This is a genomic window from Streptomyces sp. NRRL F-4489, from assembly GCF_001509485.1.
In the GTDB taxonomy this organism is placed as follows: Bacteria; Actinomycetota; Actinomycetes; order Streptomycetales; family Streptomycetaceae; genus Streptomyces.
Window position 1 is genome coordinate 77,090 of record NZ_LLZI01000232.1, and the last position, 21,025, is coordinate 98,114.

Below are 21,025 nucleotides of genomic sequence, written 5' to 3' on the forward strand. Positions count from 1 at the left end.
TAAGCCTGAAGTTTAGGGTTACTGTGCCTGTGCTCCTGGTTCCACGGTCCCTTTGGAACGAGACACTAAGTCGACAAGGCGCGCGCGTTCAACGAACACGCCGAACCTCCCGTTTTTCTTTTCACCCTATGTGATCACCCATAGTCGTAGCCATCCAGGGTGCTGGCCTGCGTCGCGGTACGTCAACTCCCGGACACCGCGGGCGCGCTGGGGACCGAGATGTCGAAGTGGCGCGCGTCACGCGCCGCCTTCAGCAGCGCTGCCAGCACCTTCGCCTTTTCGGCACCCTGCTCGCTGCTGCCCCACAGCACCGTGCGGCCACCTGCGAGTTCGAGGCTGATCGCGTCGTACGAGCGGACCCGGACGGACCGGACGTCCGGGCGGACGGCGGGCGGGAGGTCGCGCGCGACGGCGACCGCGGCGCGCAGCAAACGACCGGTTCCGAAACGCCGCGAACCCGCCGGGTCGGAAACGGTCAGCGTCAGAAGCGGTACGCCCTTGGGAGCGCGGGCCACCGTGGCGAACCGGACGCCCTCGCCGTCCACTTCCTCGAACTTCCCGTTCGTTTGCAGCAGCAGTTCCGGCGTCCTTTCGGTCACCTCCAGACCGAGGGTGTGCGGCCAGGAACGGGTGACCTCGACGCGCTTGATACGCGGGAGCCGGGCCAGCAGCCGGTGTTCGATCGCGTCGGTGTCGACCGAGGCGAGCGGGGTGTGCAGCGGCGCGGCCGCGGCGGCGACCACCTCCCGCGGGGTGAGCACCTGGGTGCCGGCGGCCCGGACGCTCTCCAGCCGGAGCCAGTCCGAACCGTAGAGCGCCCAGGCGCCGAACCCGCCGAGCAGCGCCGCGAGAACCGCGATGATGATCACACCGCGGCGGCCCGGGCGGCGCAGCCGCAGCCGCGGGCGCGGCAGCCGGAAGCGCCGGGCCCCGGGCGGCGCAGGCGGACCGGACCGTGACGTCGTCGCGCCGCGTCTGGCGGTGGTCGGTCCGGCCACGCTCTCCGCCTTCTCTCGTCCGCTACTTGCGGTGCTGCTCGATCGCCTCGTAGACCATGCCGACCAGCAGTTCGTCGGCGTCCCGGCGGCCGAACTCCGAGGCCGCGCGGGACATCTCGTACAGCCGGTGCGGATCGCCCAGGACCGGGAGCACGTTGTTCTGCACCCACTCCGGGGTCAGCTGGGCGTCGTCGACCAGCAGGCCGCCGCCGGCGTTGACCAGCGGCTGGGCGTTGAGCCGCTGCTCGCCGTTGCCGATGGGCAGCGGGACGAAGGCGGCCGGCAGCCCGACGGCGGACAGCTCGGCGACGGTCATCGCGCCCGCGCGGCAGAGCATCATGTCGGCCGCGGCGTACGCGAGATCCATCCGGTCCAGATACGGTACCGGGACGTAGGGGGGCATTCCCGGCATGTTGTCGACGTGCGGCAGTTCGTTCTTCGGGCCGACCGCGTGCAGCACCTGGATGCCGGAGCGCTGAAGGGCGGGCACGGCGGCCTGGACGACCTCGTTCAGCCGGCGGGCGCCCTGCGAACCGCCGGAGACCAGCAGCGTCGGGAGGTTGGGGTCGAGCCCGAACGCGGCGCGCGCCTCCGGGCGGACCGCGGCGCGGTCCAGGGTGGCGATCGAGCGGCGCAGCGGGATGCCGACGTAGCGGGCGCCGCGCAGCTTGCTGTCCGGCGTGCTGACCGCGACGAAGCTGGCGTACCGCGACCCGATCTTGTTGGCCAGGCCGGGGCGGGCGTTGGCCTCGTGGACGATGATCGGCACGCCCAGGCGCTTGGCGGCGAGGTAGCCGGGGAGCGCGACATAGCCGCCGAAGCCCACCACGCAGTCCGCCTTGGTGCGCTCCAGGATCTGCTCGGCCGCCTTGATCGTGCCGCGCAGCCGCCCGGGGACGGTGATCAGTTCGGGGGTGGGCTTGCGGGGCAGCGGGACGGCCGGGATCAGGCCCAGTTCATAGCCCCGTTCGGGCACCAGCCGGGTCTCCAGGCCGCGCTCCGTGCCGAGTGCCGTGATCCCCACGGTCGGGTCCTGCCGCCGCAGGGCGTCCGCGAGGGCGAGCGCGGGCTCGATGTGGCCGGCGGTCCCCCCACCGGCGAGTACGACATGCACCGAAATTCACCGCTCTCCGGACGGCCGCCTCATGGCGCGCCGTCTCATCGTCTTCCATCTCACCCCGGCCGGCTTCCTGCCGGATGCCGGCCTCCGCGCCGACCGCGCCGTCAACGCCGCCCGTGCGGCGGGCTCGTCACGCGCGAAGGCGATCAGCAGCCCGACCCCGAACATCGTCGGCAGCAGGGCGGAACCCCCGTAGGAGAACAGCGGGAGCGGGACTCCGGCGATCGGCAGCAGACCGAGCACCGCACCGATGTTGATCACGGCCTGGGCCATGATCCAGGTGGTCACGCCACCCGCTGCGTACCGTACGAAGGGGTCCTCCGTGCGTCCGGCCACGCGGATACCCGCATAGCCTAGAGCCGCGAAGAGGGCGAGGACCGACAGCGTCCCCGCCAGTCCCAGTTCCTCCCCGGTGATGGCGAAGATGAAGTCGGTGTGCGGTTCGGGGAGTTCTCCCCATTTTTCCATACTCGCCCCGAGGCCCGAACCGAAGAGCCCGCCGGAGGCCAGCGCGTAGATGCCGTGCACGGCCTGCCAGCACTGGTCGCCCGGGCCCGGGTCGGTGGCGCCGATGCAGGCGAGCCGCGACATCCGGTGGGCGCTGGTCTTGATCAGCAGGGCGCCGAGCACCGCGGCCGCGCCGAGCACCCCGGCGAACAGCCGGGTCGGGGCGCCGGCCAGCCACAGCAGCCCGAAGAGGATCGCGGTCAGGATGATGGTGGTGCCCATATCGCCGCCGAGCATGATCAGCCCGAGCAGGAGAAAGGTCACCGGCGTCAGCGGTACGAGCAGCTGCTTCCACTGGGTCAGCTGCCGCTTCTCCTCCTTGCGGGCCAGCAGGTCGGCGGCCCACAGGACGAGCGCCAGTTTGCCGAACTCGCTCGGTTGCACCTGGAAAGGGCCGCCGAGGCTGAGCCAGTTCTGGTTGCCGTTCACCGCGACGCCGATGCCGGGGATCGCCACCAGGATCAGCAGGAACACCGATCCGGCCAGCAGCGGATAGGCCAGCGCCCGGTGCCGGCGGACCGGCATCCGGGAGGCGAGCAGCAGCAGTCCGCCCCCGAGGGCGGCGGCCAGCAGCTGCTTGCGGAAGAAGTACGACGGGGCCAGGCCGGACTGGAGCGCCTTGATCTGGGAGGCCGAGTAGACCATCACCAGCCCCAGGACGGTGATCAGCAGGCTGCCGCCGAGGATCAGGTAGTACGCCGTCAGCGGACGGTCCCAGGCCCGGCGGGCCCGGAGGTAGAGCCCGCGCGGGCCGGCCGGGGTGCGGCCGGCCCGCGCCGGGCGCGCCGTCGCGGGGGTCCGGCGCACCGGGCGCGGCGCCGGTTTCGCCGGTCGGGCGGTCATCGTCGTCCCCTCCACAGGTGCGCTCGCCGCCGGGGAGGGCGGCAGCGGGGAGCACCGGGCTAGTGACCGCCGGCGGCCAGTTCGCCCACCGCGGCGGCGAACGCCTCGCCCCGCTCGTTGTAATTGACGAACATGTCCATCGAGGCGCAGGCCGGCGCCAGCAGCACGGTGTCGCCGGGCCGGGCCAGGCCGGCCGCCCGCCGCACCGCTTCGGACATCGCCCCAGTGTCGGTCCGTTCCAGGTCGACAACAGGGACATCGGGGGCGTGTCGCGCCAGCGCGTCGCGGATCAGCGCCCGGTCGGCGCCGATCAGGACCACCCCGCGCAGCCGCCCGGCGGCCCCGGCCACCAGCTCGTCGAAGGTGGCGCCCTTCGCCAGGCCGCCGGCGATCCACACGATCGGCTCGTACGCCGCCAACGACGCCTCGGCGGCGTGGGTGTTGGTGGCCTTGGAGTCGTCGACGTAGGCGACCCCGGCGACGTCCGCGATGTGCTCGATGCGGTGCGCGTCGGGGCGGAAGGCGCGCAGGCCGGCGCGGACCGCGGCGGCCGGGACGCCGAAGGCGCGGGCCAGCGCGGCGGCGGCCAGCGCGTTGGCGATGTTGTGCGGCGCGGCCGGGGTGACGTCCGCGACCTCGGCCAGCTCCTGGGCCTGCCGGTGCCGGTCCTCGACGAAGGCGCGGTCGACGAGGATGCCGTCGACGACGCCGAGTTGGGACGGGCCCGGGGTGCCGAGGGTGAAGCCGATCGCCCGGCAGCCCTCCTCGACGTCGGCCGCGCGGACCAGGTCCTCGGTGGCCGGGTCGGCGGCGTTGTAGACGCAGGCGACGGTGTTGCCCTCGTAGATCCGGCCCTTGTCGGCGGCGTACGCCTCCATGGAGCCGTGCCAGTCGAGGTGGTCCGGCGCGAGGTTGAGCACGGCCGCGGAGTGCGCCCGTACGGACGGGGCCCAGTGCAGCTGGTAGCTGGAGAGCTCCACGGCCAGGACGTCGTACGTGGTCTCCTGCGCGCGGCCCTCGCCGAGGACCACGTCGACCAGCGGGACGCCGATGTTGCCGACCGCGGCGGTGCGCAGCCCGGCCGCGGACAGGATCGCGGCCAGCATCCGGACGGTGGTGGTCTTGCCGTTGGTGCCGGTGACCGCCAGCCAGGGGGCGGAGTGCGGGCCGCGCAGCCGCCAGGCCAGTTCGACATCGCCCCATACCGGGACGCCGGCTTCCCCGGCCGCCCGGAAGAGCGGGCTGGTGGGCTTCCACCCCGGGGAGGTGACGACGACCTCGGTGCCCTCGGGGAGGGTCTCGCCGTCGCCGAGCCGGACGGTGATGCCGAGCTTTTCCAGTTCGGCGGCCTGGGCCCGCTCCCGTTCGCCGTCGCCGCCGTTGACGACGGTGACGCGGGCGCCGAGCCCGGCCAGGGCGCGGGCGGCGGGGACGCCGCTCACGCCGAGGCCGGCCACGGTCACGCGGTGTCCGGCGAAGTCCTCCGGGGAGCGCGGGTCGTACACGGTCACTTCGCCGCCTGCCAGCCGCCGTAGAAGATGCCCAGACCGACGATCACGCACATGCCCTGGATGATCCAGAACCGGACCACGACAAGGACTTCGGACCACCCCTTGAGTTCGAAGTGGTGCTGGAGTGGCGCCATCCGGAAGACCCGCTTGCCGGTCATGCGGAACGAACCGACCTGGATGACCACGGACATGGTGATCAGGACGAACAGACCGCCCAGGACGGCCAGCAGCAGTTCGGTGCGGGAGCAGATCGCCAGACCGGCCAGCGCGCCGCCCAGGGCCAGCGAACCGGTGTCGCCCATGAAGATCTTGGCGGGCGAGGTGTTCCACCACAGGAAGCCGAAGCAGGCGCCCATCAGGGCCGAGGCGACCACCGCCAGGTCGAGCGGGTCGCGGACCTCGTAGCAGCCGGGTCCGGCGGTGATCTGGTTGGCGCAGGACTCCTGGTACTGCCAGATGCCGATGAAGGTGTACGCGCCGAAGACCATCACCGAGGCGCCGGTGGCCAGGCCGTCGAGGCCGTCGGTGAGGTTCACGCCGTTGGACATCGCCAGGATCATGAACAGCGCCCAGATGACGAACAGCACCGGGCCGATCTGCCAGCCGAAGTCCTGGGTGAAGGAGAGCCGGTCGGAGGCCGGGGTGGCGCCCCGCAGGTCGGCGAACTGCAGCGAGAGCACCGCGAAGGCGATGCCGACGATCAGCTGGCCGGCCATCTTCGCCTTGGCCCGCAGGCCCAGCGACCGCTGCTTGACGATCTTGATGTAGTCGTCGAGGAAGCCGACCAGGCCCATGCCCGCGAAGAGGAAGAGCACCAGGACGCCCGAGAACGTCGGGTCGCTGGAGGTGATCACCTTCGTCAGGGCGTAGGCGATGATCGTGGCCAGGATGAAGGAGATACCGCCCATGGTGGGCGTGCCCTTCTTGCTGCCGTGGGTGCGCGGGCCGTCATCGCGGATGAACTGCCCGTACCCCTTCCTGGCCAGCAGCTTGATGAGCAGGGGGGTGCCGATCAGGGTCAGGAAGAGCCCGATCATCCCGGAGAAGAGGATCTGCTTCATGGAGTTCATCGGGACGCGGCCCCGCCCTCGGTCCCGGCACCCTCGCCGTCCAGCAATGCCGCGGCCACCCGCTCCAGACCCACCGACCTGGACGCCTTCACCAGCACGACGTCTCCCGGTCGCAGCTCCCTGCGCAACAGGTCGACCGCCGCCCGCGCGTCGGACACGTGCACCGACTCCTCACCCCACGAACCCTCGTTCTTGGCGCCCATGTCGAGCCAGGCCGCTTCCCTGCCGCCGACCGCCACGAGCTTGCTGACGTTGAGCCGGACGACCAGCCGTCCGACCGCGTCGTGTTCGGCGAGTGACTCCTCGCCCAGCTCGGCCATCTCACCGAGCACCGCCCACGTGCGGCCCCCCTCCGCCGACTTGGCGGCGCCCATGGCGACCAGCGCACGCAGCGCCGCTCGCATGGACTCGGGGTTCGCGTTGTAGGCGTCGTTGACGACCGTCACGCCGTCCGCGCGCTCGGTGACCTCCATCCGCCAGCGGGAGAGCGTGCCGGCTTCGGAGAGCGCGGTGGCGATCCCGTCTGCGGGCATGCCCAACTCATGGGCGACGGCGGCCGCGGCGAGCGCGTTCGACACGTGGTGCTCACCGTACAGCCGCATGGTCACATCGCCGCACCCGGAGGGTGTGTGAAGCGTGAAGGCGGGCTGCCCGAGGGCGTTGAGCCGGACATTCTCGGCACGGATCGACGCCTCGGCGGACTCGCCGAAGAAGACCGTGCGGGCCTTGGTGCGGGACGCCATGGCGCGGACGAACGGGTCGTCGGCGTTGAGCACCGCCACCCCGCCGTCCTCGGCGGCCGGCAGCGCCTCGACCAGTTCCCCCTTGGCCTGCGCGATCTTCTCCCGGCCGCCGAACTCGCCGACGTGCGCGGAGCCGACGTTGAGCACCACGCCGACGCGGGGCGGGGTCAGCTCGGCGAGGTAGCGGATGTGGCCGATGCCGCGGGCGCCCATCTCCAGCACGAGGTGGCGGGTGGTGGCGTCGGCGCGGAGCGCGGTGAGCGGCAGCCCGATCTCGTTGTTGAGGTTGCCTTCCGGCCACACCGTGGGACCGTGCCGCTGGAGCAGCTGGGCGATCAGGTCCTTGGTGCCGGTCTTGCCGACGGAGCCGGTCAGGCCGATGACGGTGGTGCCCAGCCGCTCCACGACGGCGCGGGCGAGAGCGCCGAGAGCTGCGACGACGTCGTCCACGACGATCGCCGGGACACCGACCGGGCGGGCCGCGAGGACGGCCGCCGCACCGGCTTCGACCGCGCCCGCGGCGAAGTCGTGGCCGTCCACCCGCTCACCGGCGAACGCAACGAACAAGCCACCCGGGCGGACCGCCCGGGAGTCGGAGACGACCGGCCCGGTGACCACGCGGTCCGGGTCCGGTATGTCGTGCTGCTGCCCGCCGGTGATGCGTCCGATCTCGGCGAGGGTCAGGGAGATCACAGGTCACCCCCGGGGCCGTGCAGGAGGTGCCAACAAGAGGATTGTGCGCGCATGGCGGTGTGTCATCCCTGGTGGTTCGGCTGCTGTGACGGCTGCGGTTTCCGCGACGCGGCGATGGCGTCGCGCAGCACCTGGCGATCGTCGAAGGGGCGGACCACTCCGGCGATGTCCTGGCCCTGTTCGTGGCCCTTGCCGGCGACGATCACGGTGTCGCCGGGCTCCGCGCGGGCGACCGCGGCGGCGATGGCGGCGGCCCGGTCCTCCTCGACGAGGACGGTGCCGCGTTCGTGGACGGGCACCTCGGCGGCGCCCGCGAGCATGGTGGCGAGGATCGCGAGCGGATCCTCGGAGCGGGGGTTGTCGGAGGTCAGCACGGCGGTGTCGGCGAGCCGGGCCACCGCGGCGCCCATCGGCATCCGCTTCTGCCGGTCCCGGTCGCCGCCGCAGCCGAGGACGGCGTGCAGCTTGCCGGCGGTGACCTTGCGCAGGGCGCGCAGAACCGATTCGACGGCGTCCGTCTTGTGCGCGTAGTCGACGACCGCGAGATACGGCTGGCCGGCGTCCACCCGCTCCAGGCGGCCGGGGACGCCGGGGACCGCGGCGACGCCGGCGGCGGCGGTCTGCGGGTCCACACCCGCCACCGCGAGCGCGGTGATCGCGGCGAGCGCGTTGGAGACGTTGAACGGGCCGGCGATCGGGGAGGCGGCGCGCAGCACCACGCCCCCGGGGCCGTGCACGGTGAAGGTGGAGCCGAGCGCGCCGACCTCGACGTCGGCGGCGCGCCAGTCGGCGTCCGGGTGGCCCTCGGCGGAGAACGTGGTGACCGGCACCTCGGACGCGCCGGCGGCCAGCCGGCGGCCGTACTCGTCGTCCAGATTGACCACCCCGGCCCGGCTGCGGGCCTTGGTGAACAGCTGCGCCTTGGCCTGGAAGTAGTCCTCCATACCGGAGTGGAACTCCATGTGCTCCGGGCTGAGGTTGGTGAAGACCGCCACGTCGAAGACGCAGCCGTCGACCCGGCCGAGGACCAGCGCGTGGCTGGAGACCTCCATGGCGACCGAGCGCACGCCGCGCTCGCGCATCACCGCGAACAGCGCCTGGAGGTCGGTGGCCTCGGGCGTGGTCCGCTCGGACTTCAGCCGCTCGTCGCCGATCCGCGACTCGACGGTGCCGATCAGTCCGGTGAGCCCGCCGCCCTCCTTGGCGGCCGCGGCCCGCAGCCCGCCCTCGATGAGGTACGCGGTGGTGGTCTTGCCGGACGTCCCGGTGATCCCGATCTGGAGGAGGTCCGCGCCCGGCGTCCCGTAGATCGCGGCGGCCAGGGCGCCCATCCGGGCCCGCGGGTCGTCGGCGACCAGCACCGGCAGGCCGGTCGCGGCGGCCCGCCCGGCGCCCGAGGGGTCGGTCAGGATCGCCGCGGCGCCGAGGTCGGCGGCCTGGGCGACGAAGTCGGCGCCGTGCAGGCGGGCGCCGGGCAGCGCGGCGTAGACGTCGCCGGGGCGGACCGCACGGGAGTCGTGCGTGATGCCGGTGACCCGGACCGCGCCGGCGCCGTCCGGTACCGGGACCGCGAGCTGCCGGGCGAGGTCGGCCAGGGGGGTGGGGCGGACCTCCTCAGGGCGCGGGGCGCCCGGGTATCCACCGGGGCCGCCCCTCTCCGCGGGCTGGGGTTTCGGGGACTGATCAGCTTGTGACACGGCGGTGAGCGTACCGGGCAGAACGGGCCCGGGGCGAAGTGAGGGCGTCGGCGGGCCGCTGTCGCCGGGGGGCTGCGGGCCGTCGGGAGTGATGGTCGTCACGGCGGGGTTGCCTCGATTTCATTCGCCTGGCGTGAAGGTGACCGGCAGCCGGGGGGAGGGCGTACCGGTCGGGGGGACCTGGAGGGACTTCAGCGCGAAGGTCATGACCCGCTGGAAGACCGGGCCGCAGATCTGGCCGCCGAAGTAGCTGCCCCGGGTGGGGTTCTGGATGGCGCAGTAGACGGTGACGCGGGGCTGGTCGGCGGGCGCGAAACCGGCGAAGGAGGCGGTGTAGCCGTGGTAGCGGCCGGTCTTCGGGTCCACCCGGTTGGAGGTGCCGGTCTTGCCGCCGACGCGGTAGCCGTCGATCTTCGCCTTCGCTCCGGTGCCCTCCTCGTCGTCCACCACCGATTCCAGCATGGCGGCCAGCGTGGTGGCGGTCTTCTCGCTCACCACCCGGGACCGGGCGGGCGGGGGCGCCGGGGCGTAGCGGCCGTCCGGGCCGGTGGTGCCGCGGACGAGGGTGGGCGCGATCCGGACGCCGCCGTTGGCGATCGTGGAGTAGACGGAGGCGGCCTGCACGGCGTTCAGGGACAGGCCCTGGCCGAAGGGGATGGTGTACTGCTGGGAGGTGTTCCAGTCCTGGGGCTTGGCCAGGATGCCGTCCGTCTCGCCGGGGAAGTTCAGTCCGGTGGGCCGGCCGATGCCGAATTTCCGCAGGTAGGAGTAGAGGACCTGGTTGGCCTGCGGCTGGGTGGCGCCCAGCTGGCCGGCCGCCAGGATGGTGCCGATGTTGCTGGACTTGGCGAGCACGCCGTTGAGCGTGAGGTGCCAGGTGGCGTGGTCGACGTCGTCGGAGAAGAGCCGGTCGCCCCGGTGGAGGCGGTTGGGGACGGTGACCCGGGTGTACGGGGTCGCGGCGCCCTCCTCCAGGACGGCGGCCATCGACATCACCTTGCTGGTGGAGCCGGGCTCGAAGGCGTCGGTGAGCGCGGGGTTGCCGAGCGCCTCGGGGGACGCCCGGGTGATGTCGTTCGGGTCGAAGCCGGGGGCGTTCGCCAGCGCCAGGATCTGGCCGGTGCGGGTGTCCTGGACGACGACGTAGCCGCGGTCGGCGCGGGAGCGGGAGACCTGTTCGCTGATCGCCTGCTGGGCCGCCCACTGGATGTCGCGGTCCAGGGTGAGCTGGACGTCGCTCCCGGGGACGGCGGGGTGCTCCTGGGTGTCGGCGGTGGGCACCCGGCGGCCGCCGGACTGGGCGTAGACCAGCTTGCCGTCCTTGCCCGCCAGCTCCTTGTCGAGCTGGGCCTCCAGGCCGCCGGCGCCGCGGCCCTGGCCGTTGACGAAGCCGAGGACGCCCGCGGCGAGGTCGCCGCCCGGGTAGACCCGCTTGCTGTGCTTGTCGGCGAAGATGCCCACCAGGACGTTGGGGCGGGGCGCGCTCTTGGGGGCGGCGGCCGCCTCCGCGTCCAGTTTGCCGCGCAGTTCCTTGATCCGCTTCCAGACCTGGGGGGTGCGCTGGCGGGCCAGCAGGACGTAGCGGGACGCCGGCCGGTCGAGCTTGGCGGCGAGGGTCTGCCGGGACTCGCCGAGGATCGGCGCGAGCAGCGCGGCGGCCCGCGCCGGGGCGTCCGTGATCTTGATCTTGGCGGGCGCCAGCAGGCTGGGGTCGGCGGTGATGTCGTACGCGTCCACGGTGGTGGCGAGGTCGACGCCGTTGCGGTCGGTGATCGCGCCGCGCTCGGCGGCGAGCTTGACCGGGACGTAGCGGTTCTCGTTGGCCTTGGCCGCGTACGCCGCGGCGTCCACGCCCTGCACCTGCACCAGGCGGACGGTGAAGGCGAACATCACCAGCGTCAGCGCCAGCGCGATCAGCCGCAGCCGGGGGCGCGGGCTGACCGGCCGCAGCGGCCCGGTGGCGGGCCGGGGGCGGCCCGGCGGGCCCGGGCGGCGGGCGGCGGGCGGCCGGGCGGTGCCGGACCGGCGGGCCGGCGGACGGCCGCCGGACCGGGCCGGGCGCGGCACACGGCGGGGATCCCTGGGCTCGGTCATACCGCGGTCTCCGGGGCGTACGCGGGGGTGGCGGGGCACAAGACGGGGCGCGGGGCGGCGCCGTACGGGCGGGTGGGCGCGCCGCGGCGGGAGGCGGGTGCGGGCGTCACGGGGTCACCTGCCGGTGGCGGGCGGGGTGGGGCCGGCCGACGGGCCCGCGGCACGGGCGGCGGGGGCCGGCGGGGCGGGCGAGTCGGGCGTGAGGACGGAGGCCGGGGCCTCGGGCGCGGCCAGCGGGCCCGGGGACGACGGGACGCCCGGGGTGCTGGGGGCCAGCGGCCCGGCCGGGGACCGCACCGGCTGCGGCGCGAGGGCCGGCGGCAGGCTCGCCGGCGCGGCGGGCCGCACGGCCGCGGTGAGGGGCGCGAGCGGCCCGGCGGACGCGGACAGCGCGGCGCCGGCGGCCGGGGCCGGTCCGGGGGCGCCGCGCACCGTGCCGTCCGGCAGCAGGAACGCCGGGTTGCCGCCGGGCACCATGCCCAGCTCGCGGGCCCGGCGGGCCAGCGCGCCGGGCGCGGAGTAGCCGTCCACCTCCTGCTGGAGGGCCTGCTGCTCGTCGGTCAGCTCGCCGGTCCGCCGCTCCAGCCGGCTCAGCTCGAACGACCCTTGGTTGAGCGCGGAGTTGAGCAGCAGCAGGCCGATCAGCCCGGATCCGAGCAGCACCACGACCAGCAGGACGAAGGGGGCGCGCGCGGCGGTGCCGGTGCGCGGCGCGGAGGGCAGCAGCGCGGCCAGGCGCTGCCGGCCGCGCGGGCTTCCCCCCGGCCGTCTCACGCGATGTCCTCGCGGATGCGCTCGGCGCCGCGCAGCCGGGCGGGGGCCGCCCGGCGGTTCTCGGCGACCTCCTCCTCGGTGGGCAGCTCGGCGCCCCGGGTCAGCAGCTTCAGGCGGGGCTGGTAGCGCTCGGGGACGACCGGCAGGCCGGGCGGCGCGGTGGTGGCCGCGCCGGCCGCGAAGACCTGCTTGACCAGCCGGTCCTCCAGCGAGTGGTACGAGAGCACGGCGATCCGGCCGCCCACCGCGAGCGCCCGCACGGCGGCCGGAATGGCCCGCTCGACGCAGGCCAGCTCGCCGTTGACCTCGATGCGCAGCGCCTGGAACGTGCGCTTGGCGGGATTGCCGCCGGTGCGCTTGGCGGCCTGCGGCAGCGCGTCCCGGATCAGCTCGACCAGCCGGGCGCTGTTGGTGAACGGCTCCTTCTCGCGCTCCCGGACGACCGCCGCGACGATCCGCTTGGCCTGCTTCTCCTCCCCGTAGGCGCGCAGGATCCGCACCAGTTCACCGGGCGGGTAGGTGTTGAGGACCTCGGCGGCGCTGATGCCGGTCGTCTGGTCCATCCGCATGTCGAGGGGGGCGTCCTGGGCGTACGCGAAGCCGCGGTCGGCCTCGTCGAGCTGCATGGAGGAGACGCCGAGGTCGAACAGGACGGCCTGCACGCGGGGCAGTCCGAGCCGGTCGAGGACCTGGGGCAGCTCGTCGTAGACGGCGTGCACGAGGGTGGCGCGGTCCCCATAGGGGGCCAGCCGCTCTCCCGCCAGCCGGAGCGCGGACGGGTCGCGGTCCAGGGCGACGAGCCGGGCCTCGGGGAAGGCGGAGAGCAGCGCCTCGCTGTGCCCGCCGAGGCCGAGGGTGCAGTCGACGACGACCGCGCCGGGCTCGGTGAGCGCGGGGGCGAGCATGTCCAGGCACCGCTGGAGCATGACGGGTACGTGGCGAGTGTTGCTGCTCATGCGCCTTCCGATGGTGGGCGGCAGGTGGGTCCCGGCCGTTGGCTGGGGGATGCCGCACGTACCGCTTGGTCCCCGCCCGCTCTGAAGGGGAAGTGGCCCTCCGGCGACGGGGAAGTGACGTCGGAAGACCGGTGGAGCGGGAGGAGGCCGAACCGTACGTACGGTCACGCACGCGAGGGATCGAAGATCCGAGGAGAGCGTCACGCCTCCCACTTCGCGTCACTTTAGTCCACCTGCCGTCCCGGTCAATCAACCGGTTCCGCGCGTCCCCCGCGGGGTGCGTACGGGGCGTTTGTTCGGCTTCGTCCCCGCCGCCGGGGGCTGTGGAGTACCTCACACGCCGGGCGGCCGCCTCGTACGCCCGCGGACCGGAGGGGCCGGGGCGGCCGGGAGCGATTACCGTGAGGCCATGGCCATACCCGCGTCCCAGCCGTCCGCCCCGTCCGCCGACACCGGTGCCGCCTCCGGGGGCGGCACCGTGACCGACCGCCTGGTGGAGGCGAACCGGCGCTACGCGGCCGGTTTCACCGACCCCGGGATGGACGCCCGCCCCGTGCGCCGGGTCGCCGTGGTGGCCTGCATGGACGCCCGGCTGGACCTGCACGCCGCGCTGGGCCTGGAGCTGGGCGACTGCCACACCATCCGCAACGCGGGCGGGGTGGTGACCGACGACATCATCCGCTCCCTGACGATCAGCCAGCGGGCGCTGGGCACCCGGTCGGTGGTCCTCATCCACCACACCGGCTGCGGGCTGCTCAGCCTGACCGAGGACTTCCGGCACGAGCTGGCGGCCGAGGTCGGCCAGCGGCCCACCTGGGCGGTCGAGGCGTTCAAGGACCTGGACGAGGACGTGCGGCAGTCCATGCAGCGGGTGCGCACCTCGCCGTTCCTGCCGCACACCGACGATGTGCGCGGGTTCGTCTTCGACGTCACCACGGGGCTGCTGCGGGAGATCGACCCGCGGGACTGAGCCGCGCCGGGGCCCGCCGCGCGGTGCGGCCGGCCCCGTCCACCTCCCCCTCCCACCCGGTTCGCCGGGCTTGTCCGCTTGGTCCGGACCGGGCGGTGTGAGTTGTCCACAGGCCATGACGCGGGGCCGCGCGGGCGGCAAGAATGCGTAGGTGACATCGCCCCGGCCGCGGCCGGGCGCGTCCGCGCACACGGGGAGGGCCGCCGAGGGGCGTCGGCCACCCGGAAACGGGCCGAGGAGGGCCGAGTGACGACGTATGACGAACGAGCGAGCCTCGCCGATCTGACCACCACCGCCGGGCGGGTGCACCGGTCGGTGGAGGCCGTGATCGAGGGCAAGCCGGAGGTCGTACGGCTCGCGCTGACGGTCCTGCTGGCCGAGGGCCATCTGCTCATCGAGGACGTGCCGGGCGTCGGCAAGACCATGCTCGCCAAGGCCCTGGCCCGGTCCATCGACTGCTCGGTGCGCCGCATCCAGTTCACCCCCGATCTGCTGCCCTCCGACATCACCGGCGTCAGCGTCTACGACCAGCAGCGGCAGGAGTTCGAGTTCAAGCCCGGCGCGATCTTCGCCCAGATCGTGATCGGCGACGAGATCAACCGCGCCTCCCCCAAGACCCAGTCCGCGCTGCTGGAGTCGATGGAGGAGCGCCAGGTCACCATGGACGGGCAGAGCTACCCGCTCCCCAGCCCGTTCATGGTCGTCGCGACCCAGAATCCCGTCGAGATGGAGGGCACCTACCCCCTCCCCGAGGCGCAGCGCGACCGCTTCATGGCCCGGGTCTCGATCGGCTACCCCTCCCCCGCGGCCGAGCTGCGGATGCTCGATGTGCACGGCGGCGCCTCCCCGCTGGACGGGCTGCGCCCGGTGGCGGGCGCCCAGGAGATCGTGCGGCTGACCGAGGCGGTGCGCGCCGTCCACGTCGCCGAGGCCGTGCGGCGGTACGCCGTCGAGCTGGTCGCCGCCACCCGCCACCACCCCGATCTGCGGCTCGGCGCCTCGCCCCGGGCCACGCTCCATCTGCTGCGCGCGGCGAAGGCCGCGGCGGCCATGGCCGGGCGGGAGTTCGCGCTCCCGGACGATGTGCAGAGCCTGGCCGTCCCGGTGCTGGCGCACCGTCTGCTGCCCACCGCCCAGGCGCAGTTGAACCGCCGGTCGGCCGAGCAGGTGGTGCTGGAGATCGTCCGCCGCACCCCGGTCCCGGAGCCGTCCGCCCCGCAGTGGGGGCAGTCCGCGCCCGGCCTGCGGCCGCCCGGCCCCCGGGGGGCCTGATGTCCGCGGGGGGGAGCACGGGGGCACCGGAGGGGGGCGGCGGGCTGCGCGCCGCCTTCGGGGGGCTGACCACCCGCGGCCGGTCGTTCCTGGCGGCCGGGGCGGCCGCCGCGGCCTGCGCCTATCTCCTGGGGCAGGCGGATCTGCTGCGGGTCGGGCTGCTGCTGGCGGCGCTGCCGCTGGTGTGCGTCCTGGTGCTGCACCGCACCCGCTACCGCGTCGCGGGCGGCCGCGCGCTGGCGCCCGCCCGGGTCCCGGCGGGCGCCGAGGCCCAGGTGCGCCTCCGGGTGGAGAACGTCGCCCGCTTCCCCACCGGCGTCCTGATGCTCCAGGACCGCGTCCCCTACGTCCTCGGGCCGCGCCCGCGCTTCGTACTGGACCGCGTCGAGCCCGGCGGCAGCCGCGAGGTGTCCTACCGCGTCCGCTCCGACCTGCGCGGCCGCTATCCGCTGGGCCCGTTGCAGCTGCGGATGGCCGACCCGTTCGGGATGTGCGAGCTGACCCGCGCGTTCAGCACGTCCGACACCCTGACGGTGGTGCCGCGGGTCGAGCCGCTGCCGGCGGTCCGGCTGGCCGGCGAGAGCTCCGGGTACGGCGACGGGCGGCACAGCGCGCTCGCGGCGGCCGGCGAGGACGACGTCATTCCGCGCGGCTACCGCCACGGCGACGATCTGCGCCGGGTCCACTGGCGGGCCACCGCGCGCCACGGCGAGCTGATGGTGCGCCGCGAGGAGCAGCCGCGCCGGGCCCGCTGCACGGTCCTGCTGGACACCCGGGCGGTGGCCCACGACGGCTCCGGACCCGACTCGGCCTTCGAATGGGCGGTGGCCGGCGCCGCCTCGGTGGCCGTCCACCTGCTCGGGCTCGGCTTCTCGGTGCGGCTGCTGACCGACACCGGCGGCGCGGTGCCCGGCCCGGAGGCCGGCGGGGCCGCCGGGGAGCCGGGGGACGCCGCAGGCCTGCTGCTGGACACCCTCGCCGTGGTGCGCCACTCCGAGGAGGAGACCCTCGCCGGGGCGTACGACGCCCTGCGCGGCGGCGGCGAGGGCCTGCTGGTCGCCTTCTTCGGCGATCTGGACGAGGAGCAGGCGGCGCTGGCCGGCCGGATCCGGCGGCGCTGCGCCACCGCGGTCGCCTTCGTCCTGGACGGCGACGCCTGGGCCCTGGGGCCCGGTGGCATCCGCTTCGCCACCGGGGCTGCGCCGGTCGGCGAGCGGCTGCGGCGGCTGCGCGAGGCGGGCTGGACGGCGCTGCCGGTGGCGCCGGGCGACGCGCTGGCCGATCTGTGGCGGGCGGCGGACGGTGCCGGGGCGGCGGGCGCCGACCCCGGGTGGGCCGCCGGGCGGAGGGGGGCGTAGGGCATGAGCGGACGGGCGCGGCTGGCGCTGGCCGCGATCGCGGCGACGCTGTGCGCCGGGTGCGCGCTGCTGCCGCTGGTGGATCCGGTCACCTGGCTCTTCCAGGCGGCGGCGGTGCTGGCGCTGGTGACGGGCGTGGGCGCGCTGGCCCGGCGGGTGCCGCTGGCCAGACCGCTGACCCTCGGCGCGCAGGCGCTGGCGGCCGTCCTCCTCCTGACCGCCCTGTTCGCCCGGGGCCACGCGATAGCCGGGGTGCTGCCGGGGCCGGACGCCGCCGAGGCCCTCGCCGATCTGGCCCGGGCCGGGCTGCGGGACGTCGGCCGGTACGCCATCCCTGCCCCGGTCACGCCCGGCATCAAGCTGCTGCTGGTGGCCGGGGTGCTGCTGGTCGGCCTGCTGGTGGACGCGCTGGCGGTCACGTACCGCAGCGCCGCGCCCGCCGGGCTGCCGCTGCTCGCGCTGTACTCCGTCGCGGCCGGGCTGTCCCCGGGCGGCTCGGGCTGGCTGTGGTTCCTGGTCGCCGCGGCCGGCTATCTCCTGCTCCTGCTCGCCGAGGGCCGCGACCGGCTCGCCCAGTGGGGCCGGGTCTTCGGCCGCCCCCGCCCGGACGGTACGCACGGCGCCCCGGTGCCCGTCCGCACGGGCCGGCGCATCGGCGCACTGGCCCTGGGCGTGGCGCTGCTGGTCCCCGCCGTCCTGCCGTCCCTGGGCGGCGGCCTGCTCGGCCCGTCCGCCGGCGGTACGGGCCCGGACGGCGGGGGCGGCACCATCTCCGCCGTCAACCCCCTGGTCTCCCTCCAGGACAGCCTCAACCAACCCGAGGACCGCGAGGTCCTGAACTACCGCACCACCGCCGCCGACACCCGCGACCTGTATCTCCGCATCGTCGCCCTGGACCAGTTCGACGGGACGGCCTGGAAGCCCTCCGAGCGCACCGTCACCGACGTCCCCGGCGAGCTGCCGCGCCCGCCCGGCCTCAGCACCGACGTGGCGGTCACCCGGATCACCACCTCCGTCTCCACCGCCGCGTGGTACGCCCAGAACTGGCTCCCGCTGCCCTACCCGGCGGCCCGGGTGGACCTCCCCGGCCGCTGGCGGTTCGAGCCCGAGGGCCGCACCCTGGTCGGCGACCGCGGCCAGAACACCCACGGCCTCCAGTACCAGGTCGAAAGCCTCCAGGTGCGGCCCACCGCCCGCCAGCTCGCCGCCGCCCCGGCGCCGCCCGCCGCCCTGGAGCGCGAGTACACCCAGGTCCCCCCCGACCTCCCGCCGATCGTCCGCACCACCGCCGACCAGGTCACCCGCGGCGCCCGCACCGCGTACGACAAGGCCGTCCGGCTCCAGGACTGGTTCGCGGTCGACGGCGGCTTCAGCTACAACACCGAGGTCCGCGCGGGCAGCGGCACCGAGGCGATCGCCCGCTTCCTGGAGGACAAGGAGGGCTTCTGCGTCCACTTCTCGTTCACCATGGCGGCGATGGCCCGCACCCTGGGCATCCCGGCCCGGGTCGCGGTCGGCTTCACCCCCGGCACCCGCCAGCCGGACGGCACGACGTCGGTGGGCCTGAAGGACGCCCACGCCTGGCCCGAGCTGTACTTCCAGGGCGTCGGCTGGACCCGTTTCGAACCCACCCCGAGCCGCGGCACCGTCCCCGACTACGCCTACCCGGACGCCGACCGTACCGGCGCCTCCGGTGCTCCTGACCGCGCCGGCACGCCGTCGGAGGCGCCTTCCGCGGGGCCGTCGACGGCCCCGAGCTGCGGGCCGGGGGAGCGCCGTGCCGGCCCCGGGGGGCCAGGGGGCGGGGGCGGCTGCGCCGCGGCGCCCGCGACACCCACGGCCCAGTCGCCGCACGGCGGCGGGCTGCCGTGGACGCTCGTCCTCCTCACGCTCGGCGCGCTCGTCCTCCTCTCGGTGCCCGCGGTGCCGGTGCTGTGGCGGGCCAGGGTCCGCGCCCGGCGGCTGTCCGGCCCCGGACCGGCCGGGGACGCCGCGGCGGCCACCCTCGCCGCCTGGCAGGAGCTGCTCGACACCGGCTGGGACCACGGCATCCTCCCGGACCGCTCGCTGACGCCCCGGGCCGCCGCCGCCCGGATCATTCGCATCGGAAAACTCCCGCCGGACGCCGCCGACGCCGCCCGCCGCGTCGCCACCGCCGTCGAACAGGCCCTGTACGCCCCGCACCCCCTGCCGGCGACCGGCCTCGCCGCGGACGTCCGGCAGGTCCGCGCCGGCCTGCACACCGCCGCGCCGCGCCCCGTACGCCTCCGCGCCCACCTCGCCCCCCGCTCCGCCGCCCGCCTCCGCCACACCACCGCGACCCGCTGCTCCGCCCTCCTCCACCGCTGCCGCACCAGCCGCCCGGCCACCCTCGCCCGCCGCGCGGCCGCGACCGTCCGGACTGCACTGCGGCGAGGGGCGGGACGGGGGTAGGCGGGGGCGTTACGTATTGCGGCAGGCGCGCGGGGAGGGGAGCCGCCGGAGTCGGGCGGGCAAGACGGAACGGGCCAGGGGCCAGGGGCCAGGGGCCACTGGCGGCAGAAAACCGGGCGGGCGCCAGCCGCCGGGGCGCAAGGGCGCGGAGCCCCGAGCTGGGCGCGGGCGTGCCGGAAAAGCAGCCGGGGCCCGGGCCGAGAAGGCAGCCGGAACAGGCTCAGTGGCAGCCAGGGAACGGAAAAGGCTCAGCGAAAAAGGGTCGCGGAATTGGCCGGATGCGGACGGCTGGCCGGTAGGTGGGGCAGGCAGGAGAACGGGATCGCGCCCCATACGGGGCCGGGGGTCAGTGGCCCTGTTCGTCGCGGCGGCGCTGCCAGCGGTCCTCGATGCGGTCCATCATGGAGCGGCGCGGCCTGGACTGGCGGCGTGCCTGGGGGCCGCCGGGGCCCGCGGTCCGGTCGCCGGGGCGGGGGGCCTTGCGCCAGCCGGTGACGGCCAGCACGGCGCAGCCGAGCATGACGAGGAAGCCGACGACGCTGACCCAGATCTGCTGCGCGACCATTCCGGCCATGAGCAGGGCGATACCCACCAGGAAGCCCGCGACCGCTTGGTAGACCCGTCGCCGGGTGTACGTACGCAGCCCGCTTCCCTCAAGCGCTGTCGCGAACTTGGGATCTTCGGCGTACAGCGCTCGCTCCATTTGCTCGAGCATGCGCTGCTCGTGCTCCGAGAGCGGCACGGAGTCCTCCTACTCGTCGGTCGCGGGGGGCGACCGGGGTGCGACCCTTTCAGGATAGGCAGGGAATCGCCCCCGTGAAACCCGCCCCTCTACGCCAATTCACCGTCCGCACCGCCGCGGCGGCTGATGGTGATGCTGGCTGCATTCCCCACCCGCCAGTCCGTCATGCCGGAACGTCGTACCTCGATCATACGGGGCGAAGCGGCTGTTCGGGTGGCCTGTGGCCGACCGCACGCGGTGCCCGGGGACAGCGGCCCGGGCCACCGGCCCGGCCCCCGGCCGATGGCCTCCGCAGGCCCGCGCGGGACCGGGCCGGGAGACCCGGGGCGCGGACCGGCGCCGACCGGGGCGCCACGTCCGCACGCCGCCGCGCGCCCCGGCCCCGTAACCCGCAACCCGCAGCCCGCAGCCCGCAGCCCGCAGCCGACCGTCCCCGGTCAGTCGCGTTCGGCGAGGACGTGGAGCTGGGTGGCGACGGAGTGGAAGGCCGGCTGCTCGGCGGCGGCGGCCTCCAGCTTGAGCAGGGCGTCCAGGGCGCCGGGCTCGGTGTCGACCAGGACGCCGGGGACGAGGTCGGCGAAGACCCGGACGCCGTGCACCGCGCCGACCTGGAGGCCGGTGGCGGTGACCAGCTCGGTGAGCTGCTCGGCGGTGAAGCGGCGGGGCACCGGGTCGCCCTCGCCCCAGCGGCCCGCGGGGTCGGTCAGGGCGCGGCGGGCCTCGGTGAAGTGGCCCGCCAGGGCGCGGGCGAGGACCGCGCCGCCCAGGCCGGCGGCGAGCAGGCTGAGGGTGCCGGCGGGCCGCAGCGCGCCGGCGACGTTGGCCAGGCCCTCGGCGGGGTCGTCGACGTACTCCAGGACGCCGTGGCACAGCACCGCGTCGTAGCCACCGCGCTCGACGACGTCGAAGAGGCCGTGGGCGTCGCCCTGGACGCCGCGGATCCGGTCGGCGACCCCGGCCTCGGCGGCCCGCCGCTCCAGGGCGAAGAGGGCGTTGGGGCTGGGGTCGACGACGGTGACGCGGTGGCCGAGGCGGGCCACCGGCACGGCGAAGTTGCCGCTTCCGCCGCCGGTGTCGAGGACGTCCAGGGCGTCGCGCCCGGCCGCCTTGACCCGGCGCTCCAGGGCGTCTTTGAGGACGTCCCAGACCACGGCGGTACGAAGGGATGCGCGCGGGCGCAGCGGGTCAGACACGGTGGGTGGCTCCTCGGCGGGACAGGGACATCCAGTCGTTCACCACCCTAT

16 protein-coding genes are annotated in these 21,025 nt (G+C 74.8%); 4 read left to right on the plus strand and 12 right to left on the minus strand.

Annotated features, from left to right (window positions below):
* Window positions 1-182 precede the first annotated feature (182 nt).
* The 10 genes from ADL22_RS20355 to rsmH form a co-directional block, all read right to left on the minus strand.
* Window positions 183-998, minus strand: coding sequence for a cell division protein FtsQ/DivIB (locus ADL22_RS20355; RefSeq protein WP_066981470.1), 816 nt, complete (start codon window positions 996-998; stop codon window positions 183-185).
* A gap of 22 nt (window positions 999-1,020) precedes the next feature.
* Window positions 1,021-2,112: an undecaprenyldiphospho-muramoylpentapeptide beta-N-acetylglucosaminyltransferase gene (gene murG, locus ADL22_RS20360; protein ID WP_066981474.1), complete on the minus strand. Its 1,092-nt coding sequence runs from the start codon at window positions 2,110-2,112 to the stop codon at window positions 1,021-1,023.
* A 6-nt stretch (window positions 2,113-2,118) separates the two neighbouring features.
* The gene (ftsW, locus tag ADL22_RS20365) at window positions 2,119-3,468 is read right to left on the minus strand and encodes a putative lipid II flippase FtsW (RefSeq protein WP_066981476.1); all 1,350 of its coding nucleotides are present in this window, start codon (window positions 3,466-3,468) and stop codon (window positions 2,119-2,121) included.
* Window positions 3,469-3,527: 59 nt separating this feature from the next.
* The gene (gene murD / locus ADL22_RS20370) at window positions 3,528-4,979 is read right to left on the minus strand and encodes a UDP-N-acetylmuramoyl-L-alanine--D-glutamate ligase (protein ID WP_066981479.1); all 1,452 of its coding nucleotides are present in this window, start codon (window positions 4,977-4,979) and stop codon (window positions 3,528-3,530) included.
* The gene (mraY, locus tag ADL22_RS20375; protein WP_066981482.1) at window positions 4,976-6,040 is read right to left on the minus strand and encodes a phospho-N-acetylmuramoyl-pentapeptide-transferase; all 1,065 of its coding nucleotides are present in this window, start codon (window positions 6,038-6,040) and stop codon (window positions 4,976-4,978) included. Before mraY ends, murD begins: the two co-directional genes overlap by 4 nt.
* 5 nt (window positions 6,041-6,045) lie before the next feature.
* Window positions 6,046-7,485 (minus strand): UDP-N-acetylmuramoyl-tripeptide--D-alanyl-D-alanine ligase, encoded by a 1,440-nt coding sequence (locus ADL22_RS20380; protein ID WP_066981485.1) that lies wholly within the window; start codon window positions 7,483-7,485, stop codon window positions 6,046-6,048.
* A 62-nt stretch (window positions 7,486-7,547) separates the two neighbouring features.
* Window positions 7,548-9,284: a UDP-N-acetylmuramoyl-L-alanyl-D-glutamate--2,6-diaminopimelate ligase gene (locus ADL22_RS20385; RefSeq protein WP_066981488.1), complete on the minus strand. Its 1,737-nt coding sequence runs from the start codon at window positions 9,282-9,284 to the stop codon at window positions 7,548-7,550.
* A gap of 18 nt (window positions 9,285-9,302) precedes the next feature.
* A complete protein-coding gene (locus ADL22_RS20390) occupies window positions 9,303-11,276 on the minus strand; it encodes a peptidoglycan D,D-transpeptidase FtsI family protein (protein ID WP_079064286.1) in 1,974 nt (657 codons plus the stop codon).
* Between the two features lie 114 nt (window positions 11,277-11,390).
* On the minus strand, window positions 11,391-12,050 hold the full coding sequence (locus ADL22_RS20395) for a hypothetical protein (RefSeq protein WP_066981491.1): 660 nt from the start codon (window positions 12,048-12,050) through the stop codon (window positions 11,391-11,393).
* On the minus strand, window positions 12,047-13,006 hold the full coding sequence (gene rsmH, locus ADL22_RS20400) for a 16S rRNA (cytosine(1402)-N(4))-methyltransferase RsmH (RefSeq protein WP_079064287.1): 960 nt from the start codon (window positions 13,004-13,006) through the stop codon (window positions 12,047-12,049). The genes ADL22_RS20395 and rsmH overlap by 4 nt, the downstream gene beginning before the upstream one ends.
* A gap of 409 nt (window positions 13,007-13,415) precedes the next feature.
* Between rsmH and ADL22_RS20405 the strand changes: the two genes are divergently transcribed.
* The 4 genes from ADL22_RS20405 to ADL22_RS20420 all read left to right on the plus strand — a co-directional run bounded on the left by ADL22_RS20405 (window position 13,416) and on the right by ADL22_RS20420 (window position 19,039).
* Window positions 13,416-13,976, plus strand: a complete 561-nt coding sequence (locus tag ADL22_RS20405) for a beta-class carbonic anhydrase (RefSeq protein WP_066981497.1) — start codon at window positions 13,416-13,418, stop codon at window positions 13,974-13,976.
* A gap of 246 nt (window positions 13,977-14,222) precedes the next feature.
* Complete coding sequence (locus ADL22_RS20410; RefSeq protein ID WP_066981500.1) at window positions 14,223-15,248, plus strand: AAA family ATPase; 1,026 nt, start codon at window positions 14,223-14,225, stop codon at window positions 15,246-15,248.
* Window positions 15,248-16,606 carry a DUF58 domain-containing protein gene (locus tag ADL22_RS20415; RefSeq protein ID WP_066981716.1) on the plus strand — a complete coding sequence of 453 codons (1,359 nt, stop codon included), beginning with the start codon at window positions 15,248-15,250 and terminating at the stop codon, window positions 16,604-16,606. The genes ADL22_RS20410 and ADL22_RS20415 overlap by 1 nt, the downstream gene beginning before the upstream one ends.
* A gap of 3 nt (window positions 16,607-16,609) precedes the next feature.
* A complete protein-coding gene (locus ADL22_RS20420) occupies window positions 16,610-19,039 on the plus strand; it encodes a transglutaminaseTgpA domain-containing protein (protein WP_066981503.1) in 2,430 nt (809 codons plus the stop codon).
* 346 nt (window positions 19,040-19,385) lie between these two features.
* Here ADL22_RS20420 and ADL22_RS20425 read toward each other — a convergent pair whose 3' ends face one another.
* Both ADL22_RS20425 and ADL22_RS20430 read right to left on the minus strand, forming a co-directional pair.
* A complete protein-coding gene (locus ADL22_RS20425) occupies window positions 19,386-19,781 on the minus strand; it encodes a DUF3040 domain-containing protein (protein WP_066981506.1) in 396 nt (131 codons plus the stop codon).
* Between the two features lie 437 nt (window positions 19,782-20,218).
* Window positions 20,219-20,974, minus strand: a complete 756-nt coding sequence (locus tag ADL22_RS20430; RefSeq protein WP_066981509.1) for a class I SAM-dependent methyltransferase — start codon at window positions 20,972-20,974, stop codon at window positions 20,219-20,221.
* Between the last annotated feature and the right edge of the window lie 51 nt (window positions 20,975-21,025).

Bases quoted from the DNA above. Each gene is read 5' to 3' on its own strand.
- ADL22_RS20415 (WP_066981716.1), top strand. From the start codon at position 15,248: ATGTCCGCGGGGGGGAGCACGGGGGCACCGGAGGGGGGCGGCGGGCTG.
- ADL22_RS20390 (WP_079064286.1), bottom strand. From the start codon at position 11,276: ATGACCGAGCCCAGGGATCCCCGCCGTGTGCCGCGCCCGGCCCGGTCC.
- ADL22_RS20420 (WP_066981503.1), top strand. From the start codon at position 16,610: ATGAGCGGACGGGCGCGGCTGGCGCTGGCCGCGATCGCGGCGACGCTG.
- ADL22_RS20405 (WP_066981497.1), top strand. From the start codon at position 13,416: ATGGCCATACCCGCGTCCCAGCCGTCCGCCCCGTCCGCCGACACCGGT.
- ftsW (WP_066981476.1), bottom strand. From the start codon at position 3,468: ATGACCGCCCGACCGGCGAAACCGGCGCCGCGCCCGGTGCGCCGGACC.
- mraY (WP_066981482.1), bottom strand. From the start codon at position 6,040: ATGAAGCAGATCCTCTTCTCCGGGATGATCGGGCTCTTCCTGACCCTG.
- rsmH (WP_079064287.1), bottom strand. From the start codon at position 13,006: ATGAGCAGCAACACTCGCCACGTACCCGTCATGCTCCAGCGGTGCCTG.